We start from the raw sequence: 14,768 nt of genomic DNA on the forward strand, positions 1-14,768 counted from the left end.
TGCGCCCTGGTTGGCGCGCTCGCGACCAACGCTCCAGCCGCGCTTGTTGTTCCGGCCGCTACACCTTGCGGTCGAAACGCCACGGCTGGCCCGCTCGCGCCTCCACGCGGCGCACCACAACGGTGGTGGGATCGGATCCGCGCGGATCGACGACCGATACGAACTCCGCCGCAACGGTCTCGCGGGTCAGTCGGACGGCGATGAAGCCGATCGCCAGATGGTCGCACCAGGCGATGTCGCGATTGGCGGCCGCCAGCCGTTCGCCCAGCGGCGCCTGCCTCATCGCCAGCACCGAGCCGAGCGACGGGCCCGTGATCGTGGTGGCGGCGACTTCGAGCGCGACCTGGCCCTGGGCGTCGTGCAGTTCGTTGGCGAACGCCATGTGGCTGTCGCCCGACAGCACCACGGCCTGGGCGCCGGCCCGGCGGATGATGTCGTAGACCCGCTGACGCTCGGCGCCGTAGCCGCTCCAGGCGTCGAGATTCAGCAGCGGCAGCTTCAGCCGGGTCATCTCGAAGAAGCCCTTGAGCGGACCGCTGGCCGGGGCGAAGTCCGACATGTCCGGATAGTCGTAGTCGCCCATGATCGTCGCGCTGCCGAGCAGCACCCACGGGCGGCCGGCGGCGACAGAGCCCTCGACTTCACGCGCCAGCCAGGCGAGCTGCTGGGCGCCCAGCATCGCGCGTTCCGGCGCGGCGATCTTGCGGCGGAAGCTCGCGATGTCTGGGACCTTCGATCCGTCCGACCCAGCGGTGAACTCCAGGTCGCGTTGGATGCTGAGCTGCTGCTCGCGGGCCTTCAGTCGGGTCTCGGGCACGATCAGGGTGGCCAGATCGCCGAACGCCGCCGCACGCTGAACCCCGTAGGGGTCGGCCGGATCCGGATCGCGGATCGGCATCCATTCGTAATAGGCGCGCACCGCGGCGATCTTGCGGATCTCCCAGTCGCCTTGGCGCTCGCCCGCGTGGCCCTGGGCCCCGCCGGACCAATCGTCGTTGGCGATCTCGTGATCGTCCCAGGTGCAGATCCAGGGCGCACGGGCGTGGGCGGCCTGCAGGTCGGCGTCGGTCCGCGCCTGGGCGAAGCGGCGTCGATAGTCGCTCAGCGTCAGGGTGTCGTGCGGCGGATCGGCCGGGCGCAGCGTCGCCATGCCCGGATAGTTCGACGCCCCGTACTCGTAGATGTAGTCGCCGACGAACAGCACCGCGTCGAGCCGCGGCCGCTCGGCGATGGCGCGATACCCGTGGAAACGGCCCATCGTGTACATGGCGCAGCAGGCGACCACGAGGTCCAGCTGGTCGAGCCGCCCGGTCGGCAGCGTCCGGGTCCGGCCGACGGGCGAGAGCGCGCCGGCGGCCTCGAACTGATACCAGTAGTCGGTTCCCGGCTGCAGGCCCGCCAGTTCCACCTTGACCGTGAAGTCGCGCTCGGCCCGGGCGGTGAAGGCGCCCTGGGCGACGACGTCGGCCATCTGCGGGTCGCGCGCCAGCCGCCAGCGGCCGACCGCTTCGCCCACGCCGGTCAGCCGCGTCCACAGCAACGCGCCGGTGGCGGTCGGCTCGCCGCTGGCGACGCCGTGCTGGAAGGGAGAGGGCGATGACCTCGCAGGCGCCGCGCTCGCCGCGCCCAGCGCCAGTCCGCTCCCGATCAACGCGCGACGGTCGAGGGCCATGGATGCTCTCCGAATGGAAAGGGGCCCGCCGGACGCGTCCTGTCCGGCGGGCCAGTGCTGGGGCCCGAATGGGGCGCGGGCCCCGGGGGGATCAGTAGCGCCAGCTCATCCGCACGCCGTAGGTGCGCGGCGGGTGCGGGCTGGCGGTGGCCGCGGAGATGAAGGCGTTGCGGGTCTCTTCGAAGTAGCTGTCGAGGGCGTTGTTCACCCACAGCCCGACCGAGTAGCGGCCGTCGATCGGCCGCGCGGTCAGGTTGGCGTTGACCAGCCAGTAGTCGCCGATCACCGAGTTCGACGTCGTGCTGAACAGCGAGCTTCGGTAGTTGTAGTTGGTCTCGGCCTCGAACTGCCACGGACCGACGTCCATCACGTAGCTGATCGCGCCCTTGTAGTCGGCGCGCGGGAAGGGCAGGCGCTCTCCCGAGCGGTCGCTGTAGACGATGGTGTTGTACTGGCCGGTGACCGGGTCGCGCGCAGCCTCGGTGGCCGCCGAGTTGACGAAGTAGAACTCGTCGTACTCGCCGTACTTGTGGCCCAGCGACTGGTTGATGGTCAGGCGCTCGGTCGGCCGCCAGGTCAGCTCCAGCTCGCCGCCCCAAATGTGCGACTTCGGAATGTTGATCATCCGCCCGACCCGGCCGGTCTGGGTGTAGAGGATGCCCTGCAGCTGCTGGTCGCGGTAGTCGTAGTAGAAGGCCGACAGGTTGACCCGCAGCCTGCGGTCGAAGAACTCCGACTTTACCCCGGCCTCATAGGCGTAGAGCGTCTCGGGGGTGAACGGCTCGAGCTGCTGGGGCAGGCCGCTGTTGTAGGTGGTGAAGCCGCCGGACTTTACGCCGCGGGCGGCGCTGGCGAACAGCAGGACATCGTCGCTGGCCTTATATTCCAGGCCGATCTTGCCGGACCATTCGCCCATCGACTGCTCGGCGCTGGTCGAGGCCAGACGGTTGGGGACCGGGGCCAGGACCTGGGTCAGGAAGTCCTTCAGCTCGCGGGTCTCGTCCTCGTAGCGCAGGCCCGCCGACAGCGTCAGACGCTCGGTCAGGTCGTAGTCGACATTGCCGAACACGCCGGTGGTCTGGACGTCCTGGGTGTAGCTGGTGCTCATCCAGTTGCGCAGGGCCGAGGCTTCCGAGAAGTCCGAATAGAAGCCGCCGTCCACCGTCTCGGTGGAGTGGTAGAGGCCGGCCAGCCAGCGGAAGCGGCCTTCGGCCGGCGAGACCAGGCGCAGTTCCTGCGACAGGGTCTCGATGTCGTTGAAGAAGAACGTCCCGGCCTCGTTCGAGGCGGTGGCGTCCCAGTCGTTGAACTCGCGCCGCTCCAGGGTCTCGTAGGCGGCGACGGCGGTCAGCGCCGCCCAGCCGAAATCGTGGCGCAGGCGAACGTTGGCGCCCCAGCCCTCGTTGTCGCGGAAGGGCTTGGCGCTCGGCGAGACCCCGATCAGCTTGGCGAAATAGGGGCTGATGCCCCAGCCGGTGATCCGGCGCTCGGTGTCGATCGGATAGAGCCGGCCGATCGGCGCATAGTTGTGCGACTGGAACGGGCGGGTGACCAGGCGCAGGCCCAGGCCGTCCGACTGGTCGCGGTTGTAACGCAGCGAGCCGTCGATCTGGGTGGCGTCGGTCGGCTGCCAGTCCAGGCGCAGGCGCACCGCCCAGCGGTCCTTGTCGCCGAGCTCCTCGCCGGTGTCGCGGTGGTACTGCCAGGCGCCGCCCTGGTCGACGGTGGCGGCAAGGCGAGCCGATAGGGTGTCGGTCAGCGGGCCGGAGACGAAGCCGTCGGCGTGGACGGCGTTTTAGCGGCCGTACGAGGCGTTGATCCCGGCGTCGAACGCCTTGGTCGGGGCGTTGGTGATGACGCTGACCGCGCCGCCGGTGGTGTTGCGGCCATAGAGGATGCCCTGCGGCCCGCGCAGCACCTCGATGCGGGCCACGTCGAACAGCGCGCCCTGGGTCATCGACCCGTAGGGATAGGCGACCTCGTCGATATAGACCCCGACGGTCGAGGTGTTGTTGGCCGCGTAGTCGGTCATGCCGACGCCGCGGATGCGGAACTGCGGCTGGCCGCCGCCCAACTGGCTGGTGACCTCCAGGTTCGGGACGCTGTTCTCGAGATCGTTGACCGTCTCGATGTTGCGGCGTTCCAGCTCCTCGCCGCTGATCACGGTCAGCGGCGTGGCCACCTTCTGTTCGGATTCCGCGCGGCGGCGGGCGGTGACGATCAGCTCGTCGACCTGGGCCGCGTCATCGGCCGCAGCCGGCATGGCCGCGGCGCTGGCGCCGGCCAGCAGAACGGCGGCGAGCGCCGCCTTGGACTTGAAGTTCATGGATATCCCCGCCCCGAACTGGGTTAGTCGAAAAAGCAGTCGTTCGATGCGGGGTGGCTATAGTGTCTGCTTGCGATGCTTTAATGACGCGCAGCGTTATATGATCTCAAAAAACGCTTGTTCGGCTTCTAGGCGTGAGAGGCGAACGCCAGGGCGGCCACGCGTAGGCGGTCTTCGGGCGTCGTCTCTTCGGTGGGTGCGATCGCGGCGTCCAACAACGCGCGCCCCTTGATCCAGATGGCGAAGTGGGCGGCGCTCATGCGGGTCAGGACGAACTGCGGGGGCCAGATCGCCTCGCGCCGGGCATAGGTGCCGCCGCCCTCGGGTCCGCGCAGCAGCGCAGCCAGGTCCTGGAACGCCGGATCGCGCCGCGCCAGCAGACAGATCTGGGCGATCAGGCGCGCATACTTCACGTAGAAGCCGGCCTGGCCGCCTGGAGAGGCTGGCTGCAGGGTCGTCGCCATCAGCCGCGCCCAGTCGTCGAGATCGGCCGGGCGCTGGAGATCCAGCGGTCGGCGCCAGTCGAGATAGGGCGGGATCTCGCGGAAGACGCTGTGCCAGATGGCCTCGGCCACGAAGCCGCGCATGTCGCCGAAGTGGTAGAGAATGGTCGAGGTCGAGGCCTTGGCGAGTTGAGTGACCGAGCGGTTGGTCACCGCCCCGACGCCGCCCTCCATGATCAGGTTCGCGGCGATGTCGAGCAGCCGCAGCTTCATCGACCCGGCCTCCAGCCCCGGCGGCTGCGGCGGGACCAGGCCCGCCTCGATCCACTCGATCACCGGCGTCGTCGGGGGCGGGGCGTCGAGCCCGCGAGCCATCAGCCCGTCCAGCGCTTCGCCCAGCAGGAGTTGGTAGTCGGCCCGGCCGGCGAGGGCGCTCGCATAGAGCGCCTCCATCGTCAGGTAGGGCTCCAGCACGGGCGCGAGCCGCGAGAAGGTCGGCGCGCGTGCGAGCAGTTCAGCCCAGGCCCGCTGGCGCAACTGCGCCCAAGCCCGTAGCTGCGGGCCGGCGGCCATGACGGCCTCGCGGTCGGTCAGGAATTCCTCCCAGACCCGTACGAAATGGGCCTCGGGCGCGGCGCGGCCGATGATGTAGCCCATCGCCAGGACGCGCAGGGTCTGGCGGTTCAGCGGCGCGCCGTCCGTCTGCGCCAGGAAGCGCGCATGGAACGCAGCGTCCATCTCCATCGCCGCTTCGGCCGTCGCCGCCAGTAGGCCGGCCTTGGTCTGGAACAGGTTGACGATGACGGTGGTGCTCTTGCCGATCGCCTGCGCCAGGTCGCGGATCGACAGCGCGGCTACGCCATGGTCGGCGATGATCGCCATGGCCGCGGCCATGGCCTGGGTCCGAATGTCCGCAGCATGGGCCATGCGCCCTTGATGGCTTGCAGCGCGCCCCGCGTCGAGGTCGTGGGCGGCTGGGCGGCCACAAAACGCCGTTCCGGGCGTTGAACGTCGGCTGATCCCGCAACCAGGAAAGAGCGCCATGAAACTTGTCACCAGTCTCAGCTTCCAGGGCCAGTGCCGGGCCGCCTTCGACTTCTACGCCCAGGTCCTCGGCGGCAAGGTCACCGCGGCCTTTCCCTATGGCGAGGGCCCGCCGGACATGCCGGTCGACCCCAAACACAAGGATTGGCTGATGCACTGCTGGCTTGAGGTCGGCGACCAGGCGTTGATGGGCGCCGACATGGCCCCCGAGTTCGCGCCGAACATCGACAAGCCCAAGAACGGCTTCGACGTCACCTTCCACAGCGAGGACGGGGGCGAGGCGCGCCGGGTGTTCGACGCCCTGTCGCAGGGCGGCAAGGTCACGATGCCGTTCGCCGAGACCTTCTGGTCCCCCGGCTACGGCGCCGTGGTCGACCAGTTCGGCATCCCCTGGATGGTCAACACCATCCCCGGCGCAGACTGGAAGCCGGCCGCCGCGGGCTAATCGCCCAGCAGGTGCAGCGCCACCTCCCGCCGGTGCGGGCGGCGCCGGTGCTCGAACAGGTAGACGCCTTGCCAAGTCCCGAGCGCCGGCGCGCCGCCGATGACGGGGATGGACAGCTGCACCCCGGTCAGAGCCGTGCGGATGTGGGCCGGCATGTCGTCGGGCCCTTCGTCGTCATGGGCGTATCGGCCCGGCGCCTCTGGCGCGATCGCCTCGAAATAGGCCTCCAGGTCGCTGCGAACCTCGCGGGCGGCGTTCTCCTGGATCAGCAGCGATGCCGAGGTGTGGCGGCAGAAGATCGTCAGCAGCCCGGTTTCCAGCGCCTGGCGCTCGGTCCAGCGCCGGATCTCGACGGTGATCTCGTGCAGGCCGCGCCCGCGGGTCTGGACGCTGAGGATGTCGGCCGCCTGACGCATGGGAGCAGCCTAGCGACCGGGCGCCGCCACGGCGAGGCCTCCTTGACCACGCCGCCCGAACAGGCGACGGGAGAGCGATGCGCCGCATCATCCGCTTCCTCACCGAAATGGACGCCAAGGCCTGGCGCACGCTCGCCGTGTCCTTCGTGCTGTTCGGCGGCGTCGGGGTGGTGTTCCTGTTCGGCGCCCAGGTGCTGGGCTTCGACGGCGAGGCGACGGTCGAACGCTGGCTGGGCCTGGCTTCCGATGGGCCCTGGGCGCTGCCGGTGGCCGTGGCCGCCTTCGCGATCCTCGCCTTCGTAGGCGTGCCGCAGTTCGTGCTGATCGCCGCCGCGGTGGTCGCCTTCGGCGCCTGGACCGGCTTCGCCTACAGCTGGATCGGCACCATGGTCTCGGCCCTGGTCGGGTTCTATCTTGGCCGCACCGCGGGTGCGCGCAGCCTTCAGCTGCTGTCGAGCCAGGGCGTGCAGCGGTTCATGGACCTTGTCGGCCGCAACGGCTTCCTCGCCAGCCTGATCGTGCGGCTGGTGCCCTCGGCGCCGTTCATCGTCGTCAACATGGCGGCCGGCGTCACCCCGATGCGAATGCGCGACTTCGCGTTCGGCACCGCCATCGGCATCGTGCCGAAGATCGTGCTGACCGCCTTCGCCGGCAATTCCATCGTCCAGGTGCTGAAGGGGGAGGGCGGCGCCCACCTGCTGTGGCTCGCGCTGATCGTCGTCGCCTGGATCGCCATCGGCTGGTTCGCGCGCAACTGGCTGAAGTCGCGCGAGGACGCGATCAGCGGCCCCATGAAGGACGAATGATGCTCAGGCTCTTCTATTCGACCGGCTCTTGCGCGCTCGCCTCGCACATCGCCCTCGAGGAGGCCGGCGCCGAGTACGAGGCGATCCGCATGGACCTGCGCGCCGGCGACCAGCACAAGCCGGAGTTCCTGGAGCTCAATCCCAAGGGCCGCGTGCCGGCGCTCGTCACGAACATGGGCGTGCTGACCGAAAACCTTTCTATCCTGGCCTTCATCGCCCAGTTGTTTCCCGACGCGCAGCTGGCCCCGAGCGACCCGTTCGGCTTCGGCCAGGTGCAGGCCTTCAACGGCTACCTCGCCTCGACCGTGCACGTGGCCCACGCGCATGGGCCGCGCGCCTCGCGCTGGGCCGACGACCCGGCCGCCCAGGCCGCGATGCGCGAGAAGGTCGCCGACAACATGGCCACCTGCTTCCAGCTGATCGAGGACGAGATGTTCGTCGGTCCCTGGGTGATGGGCGAGCAGTACACGATCTGCGACCCCTATTTGTTCACCATCGCCAGCTGGCTGGACGATGACGGAGTCGACCCCTCGCAGTTCCCGAAGATCAGTGAGCATATGGTCAGGATGATCGCCCGTCCGGCCGTCTGGAAGGCGCTGGCGATGGAAAACGCCTGAGGAGCCCAGGGGAAGGTTATTGCGCGCATACGTCTCAGGCGTTGATTTTGCGCAATAGTCTTGCGGCTTGATCCCCCTTTGGGTACACACGGCGCCATGCGCACGCAGCCGAACAGCCTGCTTCTTCTTGACCTGGGGCTTAGCCGCCCCTGGGCGACCCTTTAGGCTGCGCGACTCCGCGGCCGGGCGCTCAGGGGACAATTCACCCGCCGCCCGCCCCTACAGAATGCCCGCGAAGAGAGTTCGCAAATGACCAACGTATCCGACGCCGCCGCCCGCGATTCTCGTGATCGCGTGATCGTCTTCGACACCACCATGCGCGATGGCGAGCAGTCGCCCGGCGCCTCCATGTCCTTGGAGGAAAAGCTGGAACTGGCGAAGATTCTCGAGGACATGCGGGTCGACGTGATCGAGGCCGGTTTCCCGATCGCCTCCAATGGCGACTTCGAAGCGGTTCGCGAGATTTCGAAGATCGTCACCGAGAGCACCATCTGCGGCCTGGCCCGCGCCGGCATGGTCGACATCGAGCGCTGCGCCGAAGCGATCCGCCCGGCCAAGCGCGGCCGGATCCACACCTTCCTGTCGACCAGCCCCAGCCACCGCGACCACATCCTGAAGGCCAGCCAGGAAGACATCCTGGAGATGATCACCAAGTCGGTCGGCCACGCCCGCAACCTGTGCGGCGACGTCGAATGGTCGGCCCAGGACGCCACCCGCACCGAGCAGGAATTCCTGCGCCGCTGCGTCGAGGCCGCGATCAAGGCCGGCGCCAAGACGATCAACATACCCGACACCGTCGGTTACACCTATCCATCGGAATACGCGGACATTTTCCGTGATCTGATCGAGCACGTGCCCGGCGCGGACACGGTGATTTTCTCGACCCACTGCCACAACGATCTGGGCTTGGCCGTCGCCAACAGCCTGGCCGGCGTGCAGGGCGGGGCGCGTCAGGTCGAGGTCGCGATCAACGGCATCGGCGAGCGCGCCGGCAACGCGGCGCTGGAAGAAGTCGTCATGGCCCTGAAGGTCCGCGGCGACGCCCTGCCGTTCCACACCGGCATCGAGACCCAGCACATCACCCGCGCCAGCCGCTACGTCTCGGCGATCACCGGCTTCCCGGTGCAGTTCAACAAGGCGATCGTCGGCAAGAACGCCTTCGCCCACGAGAGCGGCATCCACCAGGACGGGATGCTGAAGGATCGCGGCACCTACGAGATCATGAGTCCGGAGACGGTCGGGCAGGGCGCCTCGAACCTGGTGATGGGCAAGCACGCCGGGCGCGCCGGCTTCCGCGAGAAGCTGAAGGATCTGGGCTACGAACTGGGCCAGAACGCCCTGAACGAGGCCTTCCAGCGCTTCAAGGACCTGGCCGACAAGAAGAAGCACGTCTTCGACGACGACATCATCGCCCTGGTCGACGACGCCCTGGCCTCCGGCGCCGACCGCATCCAGGTCAAGCACCTGCGTGTGATCGCCGGCACCGACGGCCCGCAGGAAGCCACCCTGACGGTGACGGTCGACGGCGAGGAACGCGCTGCGACGGCCACCGGCGACGGCCCGGTCGACGCGGTGTTCAACGCCATCCACGAGGTGGTGCCGCACACCGCGATCCTGCGTCTGTTCCAGGTGCACGCGGTGACCGAGGGCACCGACGCCCAGGCCCAGGTCTCGGTGCGTCTGGAGGAGGACGGCCGCATCGCGACCGGCCAGGCCGCCGACACCGACACCCTGACGGCCTCGGCCAAGGCCTATGTCAACGCGCTCAACAACCTCTTCGCCCGCAAGGAAAAGAGCGCGCCCGACGCCATCGCCTCGGGCTTCTGAGCCACCGCTCGTTCCCGCCAAGGCGGGAATCCATTCAGCGTTCCAAGGTTGCTATGCAGCTTGGGTCCCCGCCTGCGCGGGGATGAGCGGATCATTGAGACATGCTCTGGATTTTCCTGACGGCGGCCGCCGCGCCGCTGCAGGTCGCGCGCAACGCCTTGCAGCGCGGCCTGGTCGGCGACGCCGGCCCGTGGGGCGCGACCCTGGTCCGCTTTCTATTCGGCCTGCCGTTCGCCCTGATCATCTTCGCCGTGGTCGCCCTGGCCACGCCCGACGCCGATCCCCGCTTCTCCTGGCGCTTCGCCGCGGCGGTCAGCGCCGGGGCGGCCGGCCAGGTGGCGGCGACCGCGGCCCTGCTGGTCGCCATGCGCCGCTCCGGCTTCGCCGTGGCGACCTTCATGCAGCAGTCGTCCCTGCCGCTGGCGGCGCTGATGGGCGTCCTGGTCGGGGATCATCTCAGCGCCCAGGCCTGGATCGGCGTGGCGGCGACCACGGCGGGGCTGGCGGTGCTGTCCTGGCCTAAGGCCGGGGCCGAGAAAGGCGCGGCGCAGGGCGCGCTGTTTGGTCTGGCCTCGGGCCTGGCCTTCGGCGTGACCCTCAACGCCTACCGCCAGGCCGGCGTGGCGCTCGATCCGGCCCATCCGCTGTTCGCCGCCACTGCCTCGGTCTGCGTCGCTCAGACCCTGCAGTCGATCGGCCTGCTGATCTTCCTCGAGGCCACGCGCCCGCAGGCGTCGCGCGCCGTGCTGACGTCGTGGCGTCAGTCGCTGGGCGCCGGCTTCTTTGGGGCGGCGGCCTCGGCCTGCTGGTTTGCGGCCCTGGCCATGGCCCCGGCCGGCGCAGTACGGGCCGTCGGCGTGATCGAGGCGCCGATCGCCGCGGCGGCGGGCCGTCGCCTGTTCAAGGAAAAGCTCACCGTCCGCCAGATGCTGGGCGGCGCGGCAACCGCCGCCGGCGTGGTGATGACCGCCCTGGGTTAAGCTTCGCCGCAAGCCGGTTGGTTCTGCTCACCGAGTCGCGTTATGTAGTATGACTTCATAACGAGCGAGGTGGATCTGTTGCGACGTCGTCGCCGACCTCCGCATGAGACTCTGAGATGAGCGCCGACAGCTCCCTGGACGCAGCCCTTTTCCTTCGTCGCGGCGCCAGCCGCGTCGGGGCCGAGCGCATCGCCCTGCTTGAGGCGGTGGCCGAACTCGGCTCGATCAGCGCGGCGGCCAAGCGGCTGGGTCTCAGCTACAAGGGCGCCTGGGACGGGGTGCAGGCGCTCAACAACCTGTTCGACGCGCCGCTGATCGCCGCCCAGCCCGGCGGTCGTTCGGGCGGGGCGGCGCAGGTCACCGATCGCGGCCTGGCTGTGATCGCCGCCTTCCATAAGGTCGAGGCCGAGCTGGCCGCCGCCCTGGCGCGCATCGAGGCCGGTCTCGGCGGCGACGATCTCGGGGGCCTTTTCTGGAGTCTCGGCATGAAGACCAGCGCACGCAACGCCCTGCGCGGGGTGGTCAGCGACATCACCCCCGGCGCGGTGAACTCCGAAGTCACGCTCAAGGTCGCCGACGGGGTCGAGATCGTCTCCGTCGTCACCCGCCAGAGCGTCGAGGACCTGGGCCTGGCGGTCGGCAAGCCGGCCATCGCCCTGATCAAGTCCAGCTTCGTCGTCCTCGCCAAGGGGGAGGGGCTGCTGACCTCCGCACGCAATCAGCTGCGCACCGAGGTTCTGCGGCGCGAGGACGGCGCGGTCAGCAGCGAGATCAGTCTGGGCCTGGCCGACGGCAAGACCCTGGTCGCCACCATCACCCGCGAGAGCGCCGAGATCATGCAATTGGCGGCCGGCGACGCCGTGACCGCCCTGATCAAGGCGCCCCACGTCATCCTGGCCGTCGAATAGGAGGCGCCGATGCGCCCGCTTTCCCTTATCACCGTGCTCGCCGCCCTCTCGCTGGCGGGGCCCGCCCTGGCCCAGAGCGTGGCCCTCAAGGGGGCCGACGGGCAGAGCGCCAGCCTGTCGGCGGCTGACCTCGCCGCCTTGCCGCAGGTCAAGCTGACCGTCACCCATCACGGCAAGACCTCGACCTTCGAAGGCGCGCCGCTCGCCGACATCGTCGCCCGGGTCGGCGCGGCCAGCGGCAAGGCCGTGCGCGGACCCGAACTGGCCACCGTCATCCGGGTCACCGCCAGGGACGGCTATCAGGTGGTGTTCGGCCTGGCCGAGACCGATCCCGGCACCCGCAAGGGCAAGATCATCCTGGCCGGCCGCGATGCCTCCGGCCCGCTTAAGGAGGACGGTCCGTTCCGGATCGTCGTCGAGGACGATCTGCGGCCCGCCCGCTCGGCCCGCATGGTCGAGACCATCGAGGTTATCCGCCTCGCCAACGCCGCGCCGGTCGCCGGCGAGCAGAAGCACTAGGAGCGCGCAGTCATGAAGCTGCTTCGTTGGATCGCGGCGCTGCTGGTCGCGTCCCTGATGGCGACCGCGGCCCACGCCGCCCCGGTCACCGTCTTCGCCGCCGCCTCGCTGAAGAACGCCCTCGACGAGGTCGGGGTCGAGTACGAGAAGGCCGGCGGTGAGGCGCGGTTCTCCTACGCAGCCTCCTCGGCCATCGCCCGCCAGATCGAGCAAGGCGCGCCGGCCGACGTCTATGTCTCGGCCGACAGCGACTGGATGAACTACCTGGCTGAGCGCAAGCTGATCGTCGCGGCCAGCCGGCGCGACCTGCTGACCAACCGTCTGGCCCTGATCGCGCCGGCCGACTCCAAGGTGGCGCTCAAGGTCGGCAAGGGCATGCCGCTGGCCAAGGCGCTGGGCTCCGGGCGGCTGGCGGTCGCCGGCCCCGACGTGCCGGCCGGCAAGTACGCCCGCGCCTCGCTGACCGCGCTGGGGGCGTGGGATAGCGTCTCGGGCAAGTTGGTCCAGGCTGAGAACGTCCGCGCCGCCCTGCAGTTCGTCGCCCGCGGCGAGACCCCGCTGGGGATCGTCTACGACACCGACGCCAAGGTCGAGCCGAAGGTCCGCATCGTCGGCCTGTTCCCGGACGGCTCGCATCCGAAGATCGTCTACCCAGCCGCCCTGGTCGCCAGTTCGAAGAATCCCGATGCGGCCAAGTTCCTGGCCTTCATGCGCACGCCCAAGGCCGCGGCGGTGTTCCGCAAGTACGGCTTCGTGGTCCTCCGCTAGCGCGCCTTGCGGCGCGCCAGCCACATCGGGAAGAGGGCGGCGATCACCCCGGCGACGTTGGCGACCAGGTCCTTCCATTGGAAGGTGCCCGACACCACTCCCAGGATCTGGGACAGCTCCAGTCCGGCGCCCAGAGCCAGGTAGACGCCGCCGATCTTCCACGGCTTGATCTTCGGCAGCGCCAGGATCGACAGCACCGTCAGCAGATAGCCGTAGATGATGTGCATCACCGCATCTGCCGGCGGCGCCCACTTCTTGGCGTTGTAGTTCGGGTCCAGGGCGCCGACGACGCACACCGCCAGCACGACGAGCAGGGCCCCGCGGCCGGCCCAGGTGATCACTTTCTGCATGCCGCAGACTTAGGGCGTTTCGCGTCCTGCGCCTATTGGGCCGCGAAGAACGCCTCCGGCCCGTCCACCTCGATCAGCTTGCCCTTGCGGATCTCCAGGAAGCGGTTGGCGGCGCTGCGCGTGAAGTAGCGGTCGTGCGAGACGAAGATGCAGGCGGTCTCGCCGCCCTCCAGCTGCGCCTCCAGCTCCTCCTGACCCTCGATGTCGAGGTGGTTGGTCGGCTCGTCCAGCAGGTAAAGGTTGGGCCGCGCCAGCTTCATGCGCAGGAACACCAGGCGCGCCCGCTCTCCGTGGCTCAGGTCGCCGATCGGGCCCTTGATCCGTACATAGGGAAAGCCGGCCTTGGCCAGCAGGGCGTTGGCGTCGCGGTCGGTCGCGCTCTCGGCCGAGGCCACATAGTCCAGCAGGCTGGTCTTCAACGGCAGGTCGGCCATCTTCTGATCGAAATAGACCAGCCGACTCTGCGGATTGAAGCTGATCTGCGCCTGGCCGTCATAGTGCTCCAGCTCCGGGTCGAAGGCGCGCGCCAAGGCCGACAGCAGCATCGACTTGCCCGCGCCGTTGACGCCGAGCAGCGCAATCCGGTCGCCGCGCGCCACGTTCAGCCGCTCGATCGAGAACAGCTTGCGCGCGCCATCGGGCGTGGTCACCGCATAATCGCGGATGCGCAGCGCCACTTTGGCGTCCATGTCGCCGTCGTGCAGCTCCAGCCGCCGCTCGCGGGCTGAATAGGCGCTGGTGCGGTCCGCCTCGATCCGTTCGATGCGTTTCTCGGTGGCCTTGGCGCGCTTGTCGAACTTGTCGTTCTTCACGCCCCAGATCCGGTAGCGGGCCGCAACCTTCTGAAGGCGTTCGATTTCCTTGCTTTCCAGCTGGCGGCGCACGGCGTCGGCGGCGTCCCGTTGCAGCAGCGCCTCGCGCGCCTCCACGAACGGGGTCTTGAAGCTGTGCGCCCCGTCCGAGCGCAGAAACAGCGTCCGCGTCGTCATGCGCTGCAAGAACTCGCGGTCGTGACTGACGATCAGCATCGGCAGCCGCGGGTCCTGGTCCAGCCAAGTCTCCAGCGTGTTGATGTTCGACAGGTCCAGGTGGTTGGTCGGCTCGTCGAGGATCAGCAGGTCCGGCTCGGCCAGCCGCGCCGCCGCCGCGATCAGCAGCAGCCGCTGCCAGCCGCCGCTGAGCGAGCCGAACGCCCGCTGGGCGGTCTCGTAGGTGACGCCGATCTCGTCCAGCAGGACGTCGACCTTCCAGTCCTCGGACCCGTCGGCGGCCGGCAGCGCGGCCTCCAGCACCTCGCGGACAGTCTTGGTTCCCAGGCCGGACGGCGTCTCCTGCGGCACGTAGCCGATCTTCAGGCCGCGGGAGCGGACGATCTGGCCGTCGATCAGTTCCAGCTCGCCCAGCAGGCACTTCAGCAAGGTCGACTTGCCGGCGCCGTTTTCTCCGACCAGCGCGGTCCGCGCGTCGTCGAGCTGAAAGCTGACGCCTTCGAAGACCTTGCTCGATCCGTAGAAGAAGCTGGCGCCTTCGACGCCCAGGACGGCCTGGCGAGATGACATCTTCGTGCACACGATGTTCGGCCGTCAGGGCCGGTAGACGAAACCGCCTTTGTAGACCTGGGGTTGCCGCTTGGCTGTAGCGCGCGGG

Annotated in this window: 15 protein-coding genes; 8 read left to right on the forward strand and 7 right to left on the reverse strand. The window is 69.0% G+C overall.

Going from position 1 to position 14,768, the window contains the following annotated elements; translation table 11 throughout:
• Positions 1-58: 58 nt before the first annotated feature.
• The 4 genes from O4N75_RS09445 to O4N75_RS09460 all read right to left on the reverse strand — a co-directional run bounded on the left by O4N75_RS09445 (position 59) and on the right by O4N75_RS09460 (position 5,368).
• A complete protein-coding gene (locus tag O4N75_RS09445; protein ID WP_269629100.1) occupies positions 59-1,672 on the reverse strand; it encodes an alkaline phosphatase D family protein in 1,614 nt (537 codons plus the stop codon).
• A gap of 91 nt (positions 1,673-1,763) precedes the next feature.
• The gene (locus tag O4N75_RS09450) at positions 1,764-3,323 is read right to left on the reverse strand and encodes a TonB-dependent receptor (RefSeq protein ID WP_269629101.1); all 1,560 of its coding nucleotides are present in this window, start codon (positions 3,321-3,323) and stop codon (positions 1,764-1,766) included.
• A 144-nt stretch (positions 3,324-3,467) separates the two neighbouring features.
• Positions 3,468-3,998, reverse strand: a complete 531-nt coding sequence (locus tag O4N75_RS09455; protein ID WP_269629102.1) for a Plug domain-containing protein — start codon at positions 3,996-3,998, stop codon at positions 3,468-3,470.
• Between the two features lie 128 nt (positions 3,999-4,126).
• Positions 4,127-5,368, reverse strand: coding sequence for a TetR family transcriptional regulator (locus tag O4N75_RS09460; RefSeq protein WP_269629103.1), 1,242 nt, complete (start codon positions 5,366-5,368; stop codon positions 4,127-4,129).
• Positions 5,369-5,483: 115 nt separating this feature from the next.
• Between O4N75_RS09460 and O4N75_RS09465 the strand changes: the two genes are divergently transcribed.
• Positions 5,484-5,930, forward strand: coding sequence for a VOC family protein (locus O4N75_RS09465; protein WP_269629104.1), 447 nt, complete (start codon positions 5,484-5,486; stop codon positions 5,928-5,930).
• Here O4N75_RS09465 and O4N75_RS09470 read toward each other — a convergent pair.
• The gene (locus tag O4N75_RS09470; RefSeq protein WP_269629105.1) at positions 5,927-6,346 is read right to left on the reverse strand and encodes a secondary thiamine-phosphate synthase enzyme YjbQ; all 420 of its coding nucleotides are present in this window, start codon (positions 6,344-6,346) and stop codon (positions 5,927-5,929) included. The two genes, O4N75_RS09465 and O4N75_RS09470, sit on opposite strands and share 4 nt — an antisense overlap.
• Before the next feature lie 77 nt (positions 6,347-6,423).
• Here O4N75_RS09470 and O4N75_RS09475 point away from each other — a divergent pair, with 77 nt between their 5' ends.
• The 7 genes from O4N75_RS09475 to modA all read left to right on the forward strand — a co-directional run bounded on the left by O4N75_RS09475 (position 6,424) and on the right by modA (position 12,771).
• On the forward strand, positions 6,424-7,152 hold the full coding sequence (locus O4N75_RS09475) for a TVP38/TMEM64 family protein (protein WP_269629106.1): 729 nt from the start codon (positions 6,424-6,426) through the stop codon (positions 7,150-7,152).
• Positions 7,149-7,769, forward strand: a complete 621-nt coding sequence (locus O4N75_RS09480; RefSeq protein WP_269629107.1) for a glutathione S-transferase N-terminal domain-containing protein — start codon at positions 7,149-7,151, stop codon at positions 7,767-7,769. Before O4N75_RS09475 ends, O4N75_RS09480 begins: the two co-directional genes overlap by 4 nt.
• A 249-nt stretch (positions 7,770-8,018) precedes the next feature.
• On the forward strand, positions 8,019-9,596 hold the full coding sequence (locus tag O4N75_RS09485) for a 2-isopropylmalate synthase (RefSeq protein ID WP_269629108.1): 1,578 nt from the start codon (positions 8,019-8,021) through the stop codon (positions 9,594-9,596).
• A gap of 101 nt (positions 9,597-9,697) precedes the next feature.
• Entirely contained in the window at positions 9,698-10,576 is an 879-nt protein-coding gene (locus tag O4N75_RS09490) for an EamA family transporter (RefSeq protein ID WP_269629109.1), read from the forward strand.
• A 116-nt stretch (positions 10,577-10,692) separates the two neighbouring features.
• Entirely contained in the window at positions 10,693-11,484 is a 792-nt protein-coding gene (locus O4N75_RS09495; RefSeq protein WP_269629110.1) for a TOBE domain-containing protein, read from the forward strand.
• 9 nt (positions 11,485-11,493) lie between these two features.
• Positions 11,494-12,003, forward strand: a complete 510-nt coding sequence (locus tag O4N75_RS09500; RefSeq protein WP_269629111.1) for a molybdopterin-binding oxidoreductase — start codon at positions 11,494-11,496, stop codon at positions 12,001-12,003.
• A gap of 12 nt (positions 12,004-12,015) precedes the next feature.
• Positions 12,016-12,771 carry a molybdate ABC transporter substrate-binding protein gene (modA, locus tag O4N75_RS09505; protein WP_269629112.1) on the forward strand — a complete coding sequence of 252 codons (756 nt, stop codon included), beginning with the start codon at positions 12,016-12,018 and terminating at the stop codon, positions 12,769-12,771.
• On the opposite strand, the gene O4N75_RS09510 is transcribed toward modA, so the two are convergent.
• On the reverse strand, positions 12,768-13,121 hold the full coding sequence (locus tag O4N75_RS09510) for a hypothetical protein (protein WP_269629113.1): 354 nt from the start codon (positions 13,119-13,121) through the stop codon (positions 12,768-12,770). The genes modA and O4N75_RS09510 overlap by 4 nt on opposite strands.
• 32 nt (positions 13,122-13,153) lie before the next feature.
• Positions 13,154-14,680 carry an ABC-F family ATP-binding cassette domain-containing protein gene (locus tag O4N75_RS09515; protein ID WP_269629114.1) on the reverse strand — a complete coding sequence of 509 codons (1,527 nt, stop codon included), beginning with the start codon at positions 14,678-14,680 and terminating at the stop codon, positions 13,154-13,156.
• Positions 14,681-14,768: the final 88 nt, after the last annotated feature.

The organism is Phenylobacterium sp. NIBR 498073 (assembly GCF_027286305.1).
Taxonomy (GTDB): Bacteria; Pseudomonadota; Alphaproteobacteria; order Caulobacterales; family Caulobacteraceae; genus Phenylobacterium.

Coding starts and splice junctions, on each gene's coding strand:
- modA (WP_269629112.1), top strand. CDS start 12,016: ATGAAGCTGCTTCGTTGGATCGCGGCGCTGCTGGTCGCGTCCCTGATG.
- O4N75_RS09510 (WP_269629113.1), bottom strand. CDS start 13,121: ATGCAGAAAGTGATCACCTGGGCCGGCCGCGGGGCCCTGCTCGTCGTG.
- O4N75_RS09445 (WP_269629100.1), bottom strand. CDS start 1,672: ATGGCCCTCGACCGTCGCGCGTTGATCGGGAGCGGACTGGCGCTGGGC.
- O4N75_RS09480 (WP_269629107.1), top strand. CDS start 7,149: ATGATGCTCAGGCTCTTCTATTCGACCGGCTCTTGCGCGCTCGCCTCG.
- O4N75_RS09455 (WP_269629102.1), bottom strand. CDS start 3,998: ATGAACTTCAAGTCCAAGGCGGCGCTCGCCGCCGTTCTGCTGGCCGGC.
- O4N75_RS09470 (WP_269629105.1), bottom strand. CDS start 6,346: ATGCGTCAGGCGGCCGACATCCTCAGCGTCCAGACCCGCGGGCGCGGC.
- O4N75_RS09515 (WP_269629114.1), bottom strand. CDS start 14,680: ATGTCATCTCGCCAGGCCGTCCTGGGCGTCGAAGGCGCCAGCTTCTTC.
- O4N75_RS09475 (WP_269629106.1), top strand. CDS start 6,424: ATGCGCCGCATCATCCGCTTCCTCACCGAAATGGACGCCAAGGCCTGG.
- O4N75_RS09500 (WP_269629111.1), top strand. CDS start 11,494: ATGCGCCCGCTTTCCCTTATCACCGTGCTCGCCGCCCTCTCGCTGGCG.
- O4N75_RS09495 (WP_269629110.1), top strand. CDS start 10,693: ATGAGCGCCGACAGCTCCCTGGACGCAGCCCTTTTCCTTCGTCGCGGC.
- O4N75_RS09485 (WP_269629108.1), top strand. CDS start 8,019: ATGACCAACGTATCCGACGCCGCCGCCCGCGATTCTCGTGATCGCGTG.
- O4N75_RS09465 (WP_269629104.1), top strand. CDS start 5,484: ATGAAACTTGTCACCAGTCTCAGCTTCCAGGGCCAGTGCCGGGCCGCC.
- O4N75_RS09490 (WP_269629109.1), top strand. CDS start 9,698: ATGCTCTGGATTTTCCTGACGGCGGCCGCCGCGCCGCTGCAGGTCGCG.
- O4N75_RS09460 (WP_269629103.1), bottom strand. CDS start 5,368: ATGGCCCATGCTGCGGACATTCGGACCCAGGCCATGGCCGCGGCCATG.